Source organism: Lysobacter sp. Hz25 (assembly GCF_046097045.1).
Lineage (GTDB): Bacteria > Pseudomonadota > Gammaproteobacteria > Xanthomonadales > Xanthomonadaceae > Lysobacter > Lysobacter antibioticus_B.
Window position 1 is genome coordinate 1,460,784 of sequence record NZ_CP175666.1, and the last position, 13,878, is coordinate 1,474,661.

The following is a 13,878-nucleotide window of genomic DNA, read 5'->3' on the forward strand; positions in this document are numbered from 1 at the left end:
TCTCCATGAGCATCGAACAGCTTGCCGAAACCGCCCAGGCCATGGTCGCCGCGGGCAAGGGCATCATCGCGATCGACGAGTCGAACGCCACCATCGCCAAGCGTTTCGCCGGCGTCGGCATCGACAACACCGAAGAAAATCGCCGCGCCTACCGCGAGCTGCTGCTCACCACGCCGAAGATCGGCGACTACATTTCCGGCGCGATCCTGTACGACGAAACCATCCGTCAGTCGACCAAGGCCGGCGTGCCGTTCACCAAGGTCATGATGGACAACGGCGTGATCCCGGGCATCAAGGTCGACAAGGGCCCGCAGCCGCTGGCCGGCTTCCCCGGCGAAGTCGTGACCGAAGGCCTCGACGGCCTGCGTGCGCGCCTGGAGGAGTACTACAAGCTCGGCGCCCGCTTTGCCAAGTGGCGCGCGGTCATCAACATCGGCGACGACATCCCGTCGGGCACCTGCATCGAGGCCAACAGCCACGCGCTGGCGCGCTACGCCGCGCTGTGCCAGGAGCAGGGCCTGGTGCCGATGGTCGAGCCGGAAGTCATCATGGACGGCAGCCACGACATCGACACCTGCTTCGAAGTCACCGAAGTGACCCTGCGCTCGCTGTTCGGCGCGCTGTATGAGCAGAGCGTGGTGCTCGAAGGCACCATCCTGAAGGCGTCGATGGTCCTGCCGGGCACCCTGGCCAGCGACCGCGCCAGCATCGACGACGTCGCCGCGGCGACCCTGCAGTGCCTGAAGTCGACCGTGCCGGCGACCCTGCCGGGCATCGTGTTCCTGTCGGGCGGCCAGTCCGACGAGGACGCCACCGCGCACCTCAATGCGATGAACCAGATGGGCCCGAACCCGTGGCCGCTGTCGTTCTCCTACGGCCGCGCCATGCAGTCGGCGGCGCTGAAGCTGTGGTCGCAGGACCTGGTCGGCAACATCGCCAAGGCCCAGCAGACCGTGTACGAGCGCGCCAAGGCCAACGGCCTGGCAGCGCTGGGCCAGTGGAAGTCGGCGGCGTAAGCTTCGGCTACGACGCATCGGAAAAACGCCGGCCTCGCGCCGGCGTTTTTCGTTGGCGCCTACCGTTCCTTTCAACCTGCACGGACCCGGACGCATGGAAACCCAGTGGCTCGCTTTCTCCGTTGCAGCGCTGATGCTGACGCTGATGCCCGGCCCCGACACGTTCCTGGTGATCGGCAACGCGCTCGGCGGCGCGCGCCGCGGGCTTGCGGCGGTCGCCGGCATCACCTTCGGCGGGCTGTTCCATGTCGCGCTGTTCGCCTTGGGCGTGACCCAGTTGTTGATGTATTCCGAGCGCGCGTTCTGGACAGTGAAAATGCTCGGCGCTGCGTATCTGGCGTATCTGGGCGCGAAGGCGCTGCGCGCGGCGCTGCGGCCGCGCGCCGACGCGCCGCTGCCGGAGCTGGCCGCGCCCGCGACCGGGCTGTGGCGCGCGTTCGCGCAGGGCGCGCTGACCAATGCGCTCAATCCGAAGATCGCGATGTTCTATCTCGCGTTTCTGCCGCAATTCCTCGCCCCGGGCGTGCACATGGCGCGCGATTCGATGCTGATGATCGGCCTGCATTACAGCATCGGCGCCGTGTGGCTGTGCGTGGTCGCGGTGGCCGCCTCGCGCATGGCCGGGACCTTGCGCAGCGCGCGGACAGCGCGCGCGCTGGACGGCCTGATCGGCACCATGATGCTGGGCTTCGGCGCCAGGCTGGCGTGGTCGTCGCGCTGAGGCGAGGCGTGCGGGCGTGACGGATCCGGCCCCGGCCCGTTAGGCTGGCGGGATCCGCAGCCGGCAAGGAGCCCCGCGATGAGCGACCACCGCACGCCCTTCATACCGCCGCAGGCCGCCACGCTGTTGCGCGCGGGCCGCAAGATCGAGGCGATCAAGCTGGTGCTGGATGCGAATCCGGGACTGGGCCTGCGCGACGCGAAGAACGCGGTCGAGCATAACCAGCGCCAGCCTGCCGAAGGCGGGCAACTCCACGCCGCGCCCGACGAGGCACCGTCGCCGCCCGAGGGTTTCCCGGCGCAGGCCGAGCTGGCGCTGCGCAGCGGCAACAAGATCGAGGCGGTCAAGATCGTGCGCGCGGTCCACCGGCTCGACCTGCGCGATGCGCTCGCGGTGGTCGATGCGCATCTGCGCGGGCAACACGCGGACGCGTCCACCACCGGGGTGGGCGCCGGTCGCGCCGATTTGCCCGCCGATGTAACCATGGCGCTGCTGCGCGGCGACCGGGTCGGTGCGCTGGAACTGCTGGAAAAGACCCACGGGCTCGCGAACGCGGAGGCGATCAGGCGCGTGCTCGACCACGAACGTCAGCGCAGTAAGCGCGGCCTGAGCGGCCGCGCCGACGGTACCGTCCGGCGCGACGAAAGCAACGCCGGGATGCTGTGGTGGGCGTTGCTGATCGCCGTGGCGGCAGTGACGCTGTGGTATCTCGTGTTCCGCAACTGAGCGCGCGCGCCGCCAGAGCCTCAGCCCAGCGAGGCCAGCCAGTCGTCGTCGCTGCCTTCGTTGATGCCTTCGAACAGGAAGGTGCTCAGGTAGCGCTCGCCGGTGTCGGGCAGCATCGCCAGGATCACCGCGCCGTGTTCGGCCGTGCGCGCGACTTCGAGCGCCGCGGCCGCGGTGGCGCCGGCCGAGATGCCGACGAAGATGCCTTCCTCCAGAGCCAAGCGGCGCGCGGTGTCGCGCGCAAGCACCTCGTCGACCGTCAGCACGTTGTGGGCGGCGTCGCGGTTGAGCACGGCCGGGACGAAATCCGGGGTCCAACCCTGGATCTTGTGCGGTTGCCAGGCGTTGCCGCTGAGCAGGGCCGCGCCGGCCGGTTCGCAGGCGGTGATGCGCACTTCCGGGCGCGCCACTCGCAGCACTTCGCCGACACCGGTCAGGGTGCCGCCGGTGCCCCAGCCGGTGACGAAATGATCGAGCCGACGGCCGGCGAAGTCCTGCAGGATCTCGGCCGCGGTGGTGTTGCGGTGATAGGCCGGGTTGGCCGGGTTCTCGAACTGGCGGGCGAGGAACCAGCCGTGTTTCGCCGCGAGCTCTTCGGCGCGCCGGACCATGCCGCTGCCGCGTTCGGCGGCCGGGGTCAGGATCACCTTGGCGCCGTAAGCGCGCATGAGCTTGCGGCGCTCCATAGAGAAGGTTTCGCTCATGGTGGCGACGAACTTGTAACCGAGTGCGGCGCAGACCATCGCCAGCGCCACGCCGGTGTTGCCCGAAGTCGCCTCGACCACGGTGTCGCCGGGCTTGATCAGCCCTTTGGCTTCGGCGTCGAGGATGATCGCCAGGGCCAGGCGGTCCTTGACCGAGCCGCCGGGGTTGAAGGCTTCGACCTTGGCGTACAGGCTGACGTGCGCCGGGGCGAGGCGGTGCAGGCGGATCACCGGGGTGCGGCCGATGGTGTCGAGGATGCTGTCGTGGATCATGACCAGGCTCCAACTGGGGGACTCGCGGAGTATGAACTCCGTCCGTGCCGCCCGCGCCACCACGTTGATTACGGCGATGAAACATCGGCGCGGCAGTCGTCCAGGCCGACCTTCGTCGGCTGCACGCCGGCCCGAACACATCGCCGGGACGACTTTGCCTATACGGTGGTCAACCAATGGCCCACGCGAGCGTTAATGCTGCACCGCTAGAATCGCGCGGCTTCATCGCCGCGCCGGTTCTCCCTTCCGCGCGGATCGCCTGGCCGGGCCGCACCAGCGCCCGCCAGACCCGCGCCGCCGCCCTCACGGGTACCCGTTCAGAGATCCGCATGCGACCACGTTCCGGCCTTCGCACCTGCTGCACCCTTGTCTTCGCCCTCGCCCTGACCGCCTGCGGCAGCAAGGGCGGGGCGCCCCAGGGGGGCCAGGGCGGCGATCGCCCGATTCCGGTCACCACCGAGCCGGTCCGCTTGCGGCCCTGGAACGACACCGTGCAGGCGCTCGGCAACGTCAAGGCGCGCGAGTCGATCACGGTTACCGCCAAGGTCAGCGAGATCGTCCAGGGCGTGCACTTCGACAGCGGCGACCAGGTCGCCGCCGGCGCGTCGCTGATCACCCTCAGCGGCAAGGCCCAGCAGGCCGCCCTGGCCCAGGCCGAGGCCACCGCCAAGGAAGCCGATGCCTTGTACAAGCGGCAAAGCGAATTGGCCGCGCAGCAGTTGATCGCGCGTTCGGCGCTCGACACCCAGCGCGCCACCCGCGACGCCACCCGCGCCCGGGTCGAGCAGATGAAGGCCGACATCGGCGACCGGGTGATCCGCGCGCCGTTCTCCGGCGTGCTCGGCATTCGTCAGGTCAGCCCCGGCTCACTGGTCACCCCGGGCACGCCGATCGCGACCCTCGACGACACCGGCCGGGTCTATGTCGATTTCCCGGTGCCGGAAACGCTGTTGGCGCGCGTCGCCAAGGGCCAGACCGTCGACGGCACCAGCGCCGCGTATCCGGGCCAGCCGTTCCAGGGCGAGGTCAGCACGATCGACGCGCGGGTCGACCCGGCCACGCGCGCGATCACGGTGCGCGCCGATTTCCCCAATCCCGACCATCGCCTGCGGCCGGGCATGTTGATGCAGGTGACCTTGCTGCAACCCGAGCGCCAGGCCCTGTTGATACCGGAGATCGCGGTGGTGCAGGTCGGCACCGATTCCTACGTGTTCCGGGTCAAGCCCGACACCACCGTCGAGCGCGCCGACGTCGAAGTCGGCACGCGTCGCGAAGGGCTGGCCGAGATCGTCAAGGGCCTGCAGGTCGGCGATGTCATCGTCGTCGACGGCACCGGCAAGCTGCGCGTCGGCAACAAGGTCCAGGCCGCCGGTGCGAATGCGCCCGCGAAGCGCCAGGGCGAGCCGGCCGCAGCCAAGGGCCGCGCGAATGGCTGACTGGATGCGGTCCCTGCTGTCTTCGTTTCCGCGCAAGCCCGATGCCGGCGACCTGCGCGCCGCGGTCAAGCGCGCCCTGGACTTCCGCCTGCGCGGCATGTCCGGGGCTCCGCCTGAAGACCTGGCCTACGAGCCCGAGCAGGCCCCGGGCGACCGGCCCAAAGTCGTGCCGATCTACATAGCGCCGAAGCGCAGCGCGCCCAAGCGCCGCGACGGCGGCGACGCGCGATGAATATTTCCGACCTGTCGATCCGCCGTCCGGTGTTCGCCACCGTGATGAGCCTGCTGCTGATCACCCTGGGCGTGATGGCGTTCTCACGCCTGACCTTGCGCGAATTGCCGGCGATCGACCCGCCGGTGGTCTCGGTCGACGTGACCTATCCCGGCGCCTCGGCGGCGGTGGTCGAGACCCGCATCACCCAGGTGCTCGAGGATGCCTTGGCCGGCATCGAAGGCATCGAGAGCATCGAATCGCGCAGCGTCAACGGACGCGCCTCGATCAGCATCGAATTCACCTTGCAGCGCGAGATCGAGGCCGCGGCCAACGACGTGCGCGATGCGGTCAGCCGCGTCTCCAACCGCATGCCGGAAGAGGCCGACCCGCCGCAGATCGAAAAGGTCGAGAGCGACGCCGACCCGATCATGTGGCTGAACATGAGCTCCAAGCAGATGGACACGCTGCAGTTGTCCGACTACGCGGAGCGTTACGTGGTCGACCGTCTGTCCTCGGTCGACGGCGTCGCCCAGGTCCGCATCGGCGGCCAGCAGCGTTATGCCATGCGCATCTGGCTCGACCAGGACGCGTTGGCGGCGCGCGACATTACCGTCAACGAGGTCGAGGCCGCGCTGCGCGCCGAGAACGTCGAACTGCCGGCCGGGCGCATCGAATCGCAGACGCGCGATTTCACTCTGCGGGTCGCGCGCAGCTATCAAAAGCCCGAGGACTTCGCCCAGATTCCGCTGAAGAAGGGCGCCGACGGCTATGTCGTGCGGCTCGGCGACGTCGCCAAGATCCAGCTCGATTCGGCCGAACGCCGCGCCTACTACCGCAGCAACGGCGAGCCGAACATCGGCCTGGGCATCGTCAAGACCTCCACCGCGAACAGCCTCGACGTGGCCCGCGCGATCCGCGCCGAGGCCGACAAAATCCGCCCGGGCCTGCCGGACGGTACCAACATCTTCGTCGCCTTCGACACCACCATCTTCATCGAATCGGCAGTCGAGCGCGTGTATCACACGCTGGCCGAAGCGGTGGTCCTGGTGTTGATCGTGATCTGGCTGTTCCTCGGCAGTTTCCGTGCCGCGCTGATCCCCGCGGTGACCGTGCCGGTGTGCCTGATCGCCGCCTTCATCCCGCTGTACGCCTTCGATTTCTCGATCAACCTGCTGACCCTGCTGGCGCTGGTGCTGTGCATCGGCCTGGTGGTCGACGATGCGATCGTGGTGCTGGAGAACATCCAGCGCCGCGCCGACCTGGGCGAACCGAAGCTGGTCGCCGCCGCGCGCGGCACCAAGCAGGTCGCGTTCGCGGTCATCGCCACCACCGCGGTGCTGGTCGCGGTGTTCCTGCCGATCGGCTTCATGGAAGGCAACACCGGGCGCCTGTTCCGCGAGTTGTCGGTGGCGCTGGCCGGCGCGGTGGCCTTGTCGGCCTTCGTCGCGCTGACCCTCACGCCGATGATGTCGTCGAAGTTCGTGCGCCCGCACAGCGAAGAGAAATCCAACCCGGTCAACCGCTGGATCAATGCGCGCCTGGAAAGCGTGAGCCGGCGCTACAAGGGCCTGCTCGACCACACCGTCGAGCGGCCGTGGCTGTTCGGCGTGCTGATGGTGATCGCGCTGGCCTTGAGCTTCGGCCTGTTCAAGCTGGTGCCTTCGGAGCTCGCACCGCAGGAAGACCGCGGCTCGTTCCAGGTCTCGATCATCGGGCCGGAAGGCGCCGGCTACGACTACACGGTCAAGCAGGTGCAGCAGGTCGAGAAGATCATCGCCTCGCACACCGGCCCGGACCAGACCATCCAGCGCTATAACCCGCGCGTGCCCGGCGGTTTCGGCGCCAGCGAGGAAATGCACACCGGCCGCATCGCGGTGTTTCTGCAGGACTGGGACAAGCGCGACGTCAGCACCGCCGATGTCGCCGACGGTCTGCGCGGCGAGCTCGGTCAGCTGACCGGCGTGCGCGCGCTGCCGCAGGTCGGCGGCGGCCTGGTGCGTACCCGCGGGCAGCCGATCCAGATCGTGCTCGGCGGCCCCGAGTACGTCGAACTGGCGAAGTGGCGCGACCGCCTGTTGGCGCGCATCGAGCAGAACAAGGGCCTGTTCTCGGTCGACTCGGACTACAAGGAAACCCGACCGCAGATGCGCGTGGAGATCGACCGCCAGCGCGCCGCCGACCTCGGCGTCAGCGTCACCGACATCGGCCATTCGCTGGAAACCATGATGGGCTCGCGGCGCGCCACCACGTTCGTGCAGAACGGCGAGGAGTACGACGTGATCGTGCAGGCCGGCCGCGAAGTGCGCGCCTCGCCGTCCGACCTGGCGGCGATCCAGGTGCGCGGCCGCGACGGCGGCCTGGTGCCGCTGTCGAACCTGGTCACCTTGAAGGAACTCGCCGAGCCCGGCAGCCTCAACCGCTTCAACCGCCTGCGCGCGATCACCGTCAGCGCCGGCCTCGCGCCGGGCTACACCATGGGCGAGGCGATCACCTGGCTCAACCAGGTGGTCGAGGAAGAACTGCCGGAACAGGCGCAGATCGACTGGAAGGGCGAGTCGCGCGAGTACCAGAAAGCCGGCGGCGCGGTGCTGATGACCTTCACTCTCGCGTTGCTGGTCGTGTACCTGGTGCTCGCCGCGCAATTCGAGAGCTTCATCCATCCGTTCGTGATCATGCTGACCGTGCCGCTGGGCGTGCTCGGCGCCTTGCTCGGCCTGTGGATGACCGGCGGCACCCTCAACCTGTTCAGTCAGATCGGCATCGTCATGCTGGTCGGCCTGGCGGCGAAGAACGGCATCCTGATCGTCGAGTTCGCCAATCAGTTGCGCGACGAGGGCCGCAGCATCCACGAGGCCATCGTCGAGTCCTCGGCGGTGCGCCTGCGCCCGATCCTGATGACCTCGATCGCGACCGTGGTCGGCGCCGTGCCCCTGGTCCTGGCCGGCGGCCCGGGCTCGGCGAGCCGGGCGACGATCGGCATCGTGGTGATCTTCGGCGTGTCGTTCTCGACCCTGTTGTCGCTGTTCATCGTGCCGGCGTTCTACGTCCTGCTGGCGCGCTACACCAAATCGCCCGAGGCGGTCGCGCACGAGCTGGAGAAGCTGGAAAAGGACACCCCGCAGGCCGGCGGCCACGCGTGATCGCGTGAATACAGGCCGGCGCACCGCTTCCGGGTAGGAGCGGCGCAAGCCGCGACCGCGGGGCCTCGGCTACGACGCGTGTCGCGGCTCGCGACCGAAGGAAATCCAGGAGGACGCCGCTCCTGCCCGGACGCCGTCCCGAGGCCCCCGGTTTCCGTCGGCCAACAGTGATGCAGTACGCTATCGCCATGAACGCCGCTCCCTTATCCGACCCGGGCGATATCCGCCTGCTTGGCGAAGGCTTCGTCCTGCGCCCCTGGCGGCCCGACGACCTCGACAGCCTGGTCGAACACGCCAACGACGAACACGTCTCGCGTTCCACCAGCGATCGTTTTCCCTATCCCTATACCCGCGAAGACGGCGAGCGCTTCCTGTCCGGCCAGGTCGTCAATCTCAACGACCCGGTCATGGCGATCGAAGTCGACGGCCGCGCCTGCGGCGGCATCGGCGTGCGCGCCGGCCAGGGCGAGCGCGGCCACAGCGCCGAGCTGGGCTATTGGCTCGGGCGCGCGCTGTGGAATGCCGGCCTGATGACGCGCGCGGTCGCCGTGTTCGCGCCGTGGGTCATGCGCGAGCTGTCCTTGTACCGCTTGTGCGCGACGGTGCTCGACCACAACCCGGCCTCGGCGCGGGTGTTGCTGAAGAACGGTTTCGAAGAAGAAGGCGCGCAACGCTGCGCCGTGTTCAAGCGCGGGCAGCTGCACGACCTGCGTGTATTCGCCAAGGTAAGAAGGAGTCTCGACGATGCGACGTGATCCCCCGCGCGGTCCGCGCCCCCCCATCGCTCCGGGACAGAGCCCCTGGCGCACCGGTCCGCGCCGCGACGACGAACAGCGCCCGCGGCGCGAGCCCGACACTCAGGGCGGCGCGGGGCCGGTCGAACCGCCGCCGTCGCCTTATCGCGGCGGACACGATCGCAGCGGGCATGCGCACGCGCATCCGCATTCGCGCTCGGAACGACGCGAGCAGCGCAACCAGCACCCCGCCGATGCGCGCATGCCGCGCGAGCGGGCGCGGCCGGAACGCCACGAGCGCGACGAGCGGCCCTATCGCCAACGCGACGAGGCCGATCTGCGTCAGCCCCTCGGCGAGGAAATGTTCGAGGCGCCGCATCCGCAACGCGCGCGCCGCGACGTCGAGCTGCGCCTGTACGGCCTCAATGCGATCCGCGCCGTGTTCGCGCGCCGGCCGCAGGCGATCCGCAAGCTGTATCTGAGCGGCAACCGCATTCCCGCGCTGCAGCCCTTGCTGGCGTGGTGCGTGGCCAATCGCGTCGGCTATCGCGTGGTCGAGGAAGCCGACCTCGACAAACTCGCCGCCAGCGGGCATCACGAAGGCGTGGTCGCCGACGTGTTGCGCGAGGAGCCGGCTTCGTTGTCGGAATGGCTGCGCGAATTGCCGGAAGGTCCGCAACTGGCGATCTGGCTCGACGGCGTCGGCAATCCGCACAACCTCGGCGCGATCCTGCGTTCGGCCGCGCATTTCGGCGTCGCCGCGGTGCTGATGCCGAAGGATTCGACCCTGGCCCTGTCGGGCGCTGCCGCGCGCGTCGCCGAGGGCGGCGCCGAAGCGGTGCCGATGGTGCGCATGGGCCGCAGCGACAACGCGTTGACCCAGTTGCGCGGCGCCGGGTTCGCCTTGGCGGCGACGGTGGTGTCCGGCGGCGACAACGCCTTCGCGACCCCGTTGCCGCAGCGTTTGGTTTACGTATTGGGCGCAGAAAGCGAAGGCATGGACCGCGACCTCGTCGCCGCCTGCGACCTGCGTCTGTCGATTCCCGGCAGCGGCAAGGTCGAAAGCCTCAACGTCGCCGCGGCGACCGCGGTGTTGCTGGCGGCGTGGACTGCGCGTAGCGCATGACCCATCGCGCTAAAGCCCCTCTCCCGCAAGCGGGAGAGGGAGCTGAGACGCGTCGGCGAACACGGCACGCAATGAGTGTCGTGCCGCCTCACTCCTCCGGCGGCGTAACCTGCTTGGCTTCGCTGCCGAAATCGCCGTCGGCCGAAGCGGCCAGATAGGCGAACACCGCATACGCCGCGACGTTCTGCGCCAATGCCTTCGGGTCGATCTTGTCGAGGGTGTCGTCGGGCGTGTGGTGGTAGTCGAAATAATCGCTGCCGTCCTGGGCCAGACGCGCCCAGGCCAGGCCGCGCGCGGCGAACGGCGAGATGTCCGGCCCCGGGCCGCCCTTGCCGGGCGTGTGCTCGATGCCGAGCGGCGCCAGGGCCTCGGCGATCTGCTTGTCGGCGACCTGCGCGTGCGCCGGGGCCGAACTCGAATAGGCGTAGATGCGGCCCGCGCCGAAATCGCTTTCGGCGCCGATCTGGTGCTGCTTGACCTGCGCTGCATGCTTGAGCGCATAGGCCTTGCCGCCGTACAGGCCCTGTTCTTCGTTGGCGAAGGCGATCACCCGGATGCTGCGTGCCGGGCGCAGCTTGCTCTGGCCGATCAGCTTGCCCGCGGCCATGGTCAGGCCGACGCCGGCGCCGTCGTCGATCGCGCCGGTACCGAGATCCCACGAATCCAGATGGCCGCCGATCACCACGACTTCTTCGGGCTTGCTCTTGCCGCGGATCTCGCCGATGACGTTGTGCGAAGTCGCTTCGCCGTCCCAGCCGCAATCCAGGGCGACGCGCACGCGCACCGGGCCGCGCGCGGTCAGGCGCGCGAGTTGGTCGGCGTCCGGCGCGGCCAGCGCGGCCGACGGAATCGGGGTCAGGCCGTCGTCGAAACGGGTGATGCCGGTGTGCGGGTTGCGGTGCGAGTCGGTGCCGGCCGAACGCATCAGATAGGCGCTGGCGCCGGCACGGATCGCCGCCGACGGGCCGCGGCTGCGCACGCGTCCGCCGGGGCCGTAGCCGGCGCCGTCTTTGGCGCGCTCCATGCGGTAATCGATGAAGGCGATCTTGCCCTTGAGCGAACCGGCCGGCGCGGCTTCCAGCGCGGCGAGGTCGGCGAAGCGCACGATCTCGCCTTCGACCTTGCCGGCGGGGCTGCCGCCCAGGGCGGTCAGGTTCAGCGGCTGGCGATGTTCGCCGAGCACTTCGGCCTGTTCGCTGCGGCGCTCCCACTTCGGAAACGTCACCGGCTCCAGCCAGACCTTGTCGAAGCCGAGCTCGCGGAATTTGGCTTCGGCCCACTTCACCGCGCGCGCATCCGCCTCGCTGCCGGCCAGGCGCGGGCCGACCTCGGTGGTCAAGGATTCGGTGATGCGATAGCCCAGGTCGCTGGCGAGCGCGCTTTCGCGCAATTCGCCGGCGGCGGCGATGGCGGCCTCGGGAATGCGCGTTTCGCGCGGGGCGGCCACGGCGGAGCCGACGAACAACACAGCAGCGATCGCTGCCCACAACGGTGCGCGCATCCCCAACTCCCTCATCTGGAAAGACCGGAGGCCGCCTGCAACCAGGCGGCCGGAAAAGACGAAGCCGCGAGCTTAGCAACCCGCGGCCCCGTCTCTACCTGTCGCAAGTCACGCCGGACTTGAGGGTTTTTTGTCGCTGCCTATCGCCACGTTTGAGGCACTTTGCCGCAACGGGCGAGGCGTTCTCACTTCTTCAGCGAATCGCGGATCTCGCGCAGCAGCACGATGTCCTCGGGCGTCGCCGCCGGCGCCACGTCGGCGGGCTTGCGGACCTTGTTGTAGGCCTTGAGGAACAGGAAGATCACGAACGCGATCAGGACGAAGTCGATCGCGGTCTGCAGGAAGGCGCCGTACTTGATCGCGACTTCGGCCGCGACTTCCTTGCCGGCGGCATCCATCTGCGCCGCGGTCAGCACGTATTTGGCGTCGCCGAGGCTGACACCGCCGCTGAGGTAGCCGATGAAGGGCATGACGATGCCGTCGACCAGGGCCGTGACGATCTTGCCGAAGGCCGCGCCGATCACCACACCGACGGCCAGATCGACCACGTTGCCGCGCGCTATGAACTCTTTGAACTCGCTGATCATGCCCATCCGCATGCTCTCCCTGTGTTGACGACATGAATGCGGCGCCACAGCGCCGAGGCGACTATACCGGCGCCGGGATGATGTGTCCGTGCAGTTCGGCCACGCCTTCGAGCACGGCGTGATAGCGGTCGCCGGGCTGCAGCGGGCCGACCCCGGAGGGCGTGCCCATGTAGATCAGGTCGCCGGCGCGCAGGGCATACAGCCGCGACAGCTCATGCAGGATTTCGGGCACGTTCCAGATCAGGTCGGCGAGCGTGCCGCGCTGGCGGACTTCGCCGTTCACTTCCAGGCTCAGGGCGCGTGCGCCGAGTTCGCCGACGTCGGCGACCGGCACGATCGCGCTGATCGGCGCGGCGTGGTCGAAGGACTTGCCGGTATCCCAGGGCAGCCCCTTGGCCTTGGCCTGCGATTGCAGGTCGCGGCGGGTCAGGTCGAGCCCGACCGCATAGCCGTAGACCAACGCCTGGGCGTCGGCGACGGCGAGTTCGCCGGCCGGCGCATCGCGACCGATCGCGACCACCAGTTCGACCTCATGGTGCAGGTCGTCGGTGCCGGGCGGGTAGGGCACGGCTTCGCCGAGCTCGATGGCGTCGTGCGGCTTGAGGAAGAACACCGGGCGGCCGCGATCGGCGGCCGAGGTCGGTACGGCCGCGCCCATTTCGCGTGCGTGTTCGGCGAAGTTGCGCCCGACGCAGTAGACGCGGCGGACCGGGAAGGTGGTGCCGTCGGCGACGTCGGCGCCGCGGACCGGAATACGGGTATGCGGCGGTGCCGCGATCGCGTCGCTCATGCGTTCAATGCGTGGAAGAAGTAGGGGAGCGATGGTCGAGGCGGGCCGCATCGACGACGCGGAACTCGCCTTCGACGATGTCGTGGCCGTGGGCATCGCGATGCGCCATCGGCTTGCCGCGGCGCTTCCACAGTTTGTAGGCGAGGCCGACGGCGATCATCGCCGCGCCGACGACCACGCTGAACATCACCAGCAGCGCCAGCAGCCCGAGCCCGATCACGCCGAGCACGAAACGCAGGATGCGGTGACGCGGCTTACGCGGCTCGAAAGCGGTGCGCACGCGCGACTGGAACGCATTCCATTGCGGTCGGTGATCGGAGAATCGGAAGGTCTGGGCAAACATTTAGGGTGTCGTGAGACAATGCGGCAAACGCCGGACACAGGAGTATCGTTCCAGGCATGGACGAGGGTGTGAGAAGTTCGTTAAATCATCCCGGCGAAGGCGGCAACGCAGTGTTGCCCCTGATCGAGCTGGCACGGCTGGCCGACGGCGCGTTCGCCGAGGTCGAAGCGACCCTGGACGGCGACGCCGAATCGCTGCTGCTGTATCGCGACGGCGAGGCCGTACGCGCCTGGTTGAATATTTGCCCGCATGCCGGCCGCCGTCTCGACTGGGCGCCGGGCCAGTTCCTCAAGAGCAAGGACGGCCTGCTGGTCTGCGCCGCGCATGGCGCCAGTTTCGAGTTGCAAGGCGGCCAATGCGTCGCCGGCCCCTGCCGCGGCGAAGCGCTGCGCGCGGTCGCGGTGACCGTGCGCGATGGGGTGGTGTGGTTGGGGTGAGTTGGGGCTGTTAGCTGTTAGTCAACAGCAACAGCAAATCCCCCCTGCCCCCCTTTTCAAAAGGGGGGATAAACAAGTGCAGGATTGGTCCTGGCTGGACTGCAGCGATCCGGTCGTGCACACAGGCAAG

The 13,878-nt window shown here is 68.8% G+C and carries 14 protein-coding genes; 9 read left to right on the top strand and 5 right to left on the bottom strand.

The genetic code is table 11. The features are described 5' to 3' along the window. The first annotated feature begins 5 nt into the window (after positions 1 to 5). The 3 genes from ACKN61_RS06105 (at position 6) to ACKN61_RS06115 (ending at position 2,463) form a co-directional block, all read left to right on the top strand. Positions 6 to 1,016: a class I fructose-bisphosphate aldolase gene (locus tag ACKN61_RS06105; RefSeq protein ID WP_408952734.1), complete on the top strand. Its 1,011-nt coding sequence runs from the start codon at positions 6 to 8 to the stop codon at positions 1,014 to 1,016. Between the two features lie 94 nt (positions 1,017 to 1,110). Further along, positions 1,111 to 1,737 carry a LysE family translocator gene (locus ACKN61_RS06110; RefSeq protein WP_408952735.1) on the top strand — a complete coding sequence of 209 codons (627 nt, stop codon included), beginning with the start codon at positions 1,111 to 1,113 and terminating at the stop codon, positions 1,735 to 1,737. A 78-nt stretch (positions 1,738 to 1,815) separates the two neighbouring features. Further along, positions 1,816 to 2,463, top strand: coding sequence for a hypothetical protein (locus ACKN61_RS06115; protein WP_408952736.1), 648 nt, complete (start codon positions 1,816 to 1,818; stop codon positions 2,461 to 2,463). A gap of 20 nt (positions 2,464 to 2,483) precedes the next feature. Here the strand turns inward: ACKN61_RS06115 and cysK are convergent, their stop codons facing one another. Then, positions 2,484 to 3,440, bottom strand: a complete 957-nt coding sequence (cysK, locus tag ACKN61_RS06120) for a cysteine synthase A (protein ID WP_408952737.1) — start codon at positions 3,438 to 3,440, stop codon at positions 2,484 to 2,486. Positions 3,441 to 3,769: 329 nt separating this feature from the next. On the opposite strand from cysK, the gene ACKN61_RS06125 reads away from it, so the two are divergent. The 5 genes from ACKN61_RS06125 (at position 3,770) to ACKN61_RS06145 (ending at position 10,090) form a co-directional block, all read left to right on the top strand. After that, entirely contained in the window at positions 3,770 to 4,876 is a 1,107-nt protein-coding gene (locus tag ACKN61_RS06125; RefSeq protein ID WP_408952738.1) for an efflux RND transporter periplasmic adaptor subunit, read from the top strand. Continuing rightward, positions 4,869 to 5,108, top strand: a complete 240-nt coding sequence (locus tag ACKN61_RS06130; protein WP_408952739.1) for a hypothetical protein — start codon at positions 4,869 to 4,871, stop codon at positions 5,106 to 5,108. The genes ACKN61_RS06125 and ACKN61_RS06130 overlap by 8 nt, the downstream gene beginning before the upstream one ends. After that, the gene (locus ACKN61_RS06135; protein WP_408952740.1) at positions 5,105 to 8,230 is read left to right on the top strand and encodes an efflux RND transporter permease subunit; all 3,126 of its coding nucleotides are present in this window, start codon (positions 5,105 to 5,107) and stop codon (positions 8,228 to 8,230) included. Before ACKN61_RS06130 ends, ACKN61_RS06135 begins: the two co-directional genes overlap by 4 nt. A gap of 188 nt (positions 8,231 to 8,418) precedes the next feature. Then, positions 8,419 to 8,985 carry a GNAT family N-acetyltransferase gene (locus tag ACKN61_RS06140; RefSeq protein WP_031371382.1) on the top strand — a complete coding sequence of 189 codons (567 nt, stop codon included), beginning with the start codon at positions 8,419 to 8,421 and terminating at the stop codon, positions 8,983 to 8,985. 241 nt (positions 8,986 to 9,226) lie between these two features. Beyond that, the gene (locus ACKN61_RS06145; protein ID WP_408953771.1) at positions 9,227 to 10,090 is read left to right on the top strand and encodes a TrmH family RNA methyltransferase; all 864 of its coding nucleotides are present in this window, start codon (positions 9,227 to 9,229) and stop codon (positions 10,088 to 10,090) included. A gap of 88 nt (positions 10,091 to 10,178) precedes the next feature. Here ACKN61_RS06145 and ACKN61_RS06150 read toward each other — a convergent pair whose 3' ends face one another. The 4 genes from ACKN61_RS06150 to ACKN61_RS06165 form a co-directional block, all read right to left on the bottom strand. Continuing rightward, positions 10,179 to 11,591, bottom strand: coding sequence for a M28 family peptidase (locus ACKN61_RS06150; RefSeq protein ID WP_408952741.1), 1,413 nt, complete (start codon positions 11,589 to 11,591; stop codon positions 10,179 to 10,181). A 185-nt stretch (positions 11,592 to 11,776) separates the two neighbouring features. Next, a complete protein-coding gene (gene mscL, locus ACKN61_RS06155; protein WP_408952742.1) occupies positions 11,777 to 12,184 on the bottom strand; it encodes a large-conductance mechanosensitive channel protein MscL in 408 nt (135 codons plus the stop codon). 55 nt (positions 12,185 to 12,239) lie between these two features. Beyond that, positions 12,240 to 12,968, bottom strand: coding sequence for a fumarylacetoacetate hydrolase family protein (locus ACKN61_RS06160; RefSeq protein WP_408952743.1), 729 nt, complete (start codon positions 12,966 to 12,968; stop codon positions 12,240 to 12,242). A 4-nt stretch (positions 12,969 to 12,972) separates the two neighbouring features. Next, positions 12,973 to 13,311, bottom strand: a complete 339-nt coding sequence (locus tag ACKN61_RS06165; protein ID WP_408952744.1) for a hypothetical protein — start codon at positions 13,309 to 13,311, stop codon at positions 12,973 to 12,975. A 56-nt stretch (positions 13,312 to 13,367) separates the two neighbouring features. Here ACKN61_RS06165 and ACKN61_RS06170 point away from each other — a divergent pair, with 56 nt between their 5' ends. Then, entirely contained in the window at positions 13,368 to 13,748 is a 381-nt protein-coding gene (locus ACKN61_RS06170; RefSeq protein ID WP_408952745.1) for a Rieske (2Fe-2S) protein, read from the top strand. Positions 13,749 to 13,878 lie beyond the last annotated feature (130 nt).

Excerpts from the sequence above, each read along its gene's own strand:
- ACKN61_RS06125 (WP_408952738.1), top strand. The coding sequence starts at position 3,770 with ATGCGACCACGTTCCGGCCTTCGCACCTGCTGCACCCTTGTCTTCGCC.
- ACKN61_RS06145 (WP_408953771.1), top strand. The coding sequence starts at position 9,227 with ATGCCGCGCGAGCGGGCGCGGCCGGAACGCCACGAGCGCGACGAGCGG.
- ACKN61_RS06105 (WP_408952734.1), top strand. The coding sequence starts at position 6 with ATGAGCATCGAACAGCTTGCCGAAACCGCCCAGGCCATGGTCGCCGCG.
- ACKN61_RS06165 (WP_408952744.1), bottom strand. The coding sequence starts at position 13,311 with ATGTTTGCCCAGACCTTCCGATTCTCCGATCACCGACCGCAATGGAAT.
- mscL (WP_408952742.1), bottom strand. The coding sequence starts at position 12,184 with ATGGGCATGATCAGCGAGTTCAAAGAGTTCATAGCGCGCGGCAACGTG.
- ACKN61_RS06130 (WP_408952739.1), top strand. The coding sequence starts at position 4,869 with ATGGCTGACTGGATGCGGTCCCTGCTGTCTTCGTTTCCGCGCAAGCCC.
- ACKN61_RS06110 (WP_408952735.1), top strand. The coding sequence starts at position 1,111 with ATGGAAACCCAGTGGCTCGCTTTCTCCGTTGCAGCGCTGATGCTGACG.
- ACKN61_RS06140 (WP_031371382.1), top strand. The coding sequence starts at position 8,419 with ATGAACGCCGCTCCCTTATCCGACCCGGGCGATATCCGCCTGCTTGGC.
- ACKN61_RS06115 (WP_408952736.1), top strand. The coding sequence starts at position 1,816 with ATGAGCGACCACCGCACGCCCTTCATACCGCCGCAGGCCGCCACGCTG.
- ACKN61_RS06170 (WP_408952745.1), top strand. The coding sequence starts at position 13,368 with ATGGACGAGGGTGTGAGAAGTTCGTTAAATCATCCCGGCGAAGGCGGC.
- cysK (WP_408952737.1), bottom strand. The coding sequence starts at position 3,440 with ATGATCCACGACAGCATCCTCGACACCATCGGCCGCACCCCGGTGATC.
- ACKN61_RS06160 (WP_408952743.1), bottom strand. The coding sequence starts at position 12,968 with ATGAGCGACGCGATCGCGGCACCGCCGCATACCCGTATTCCGGTCCGC.
- ACKN61_RS06135 (WP_408952740.1), top strand. The coding sequence starts at position 5,105 with ATGAATATTTCCGACCTGTCGATCCGCCGTCCGGTGTTCGCCACCGTG.
- ACKN61_RS06150 (WP_408952741.1), bottom strand. The coding sequence starts at position 11,591 with ATGCGCGCACCGTTGTGGGCAGCGATCGCTGCTGTGTTGTTCGTCGGC.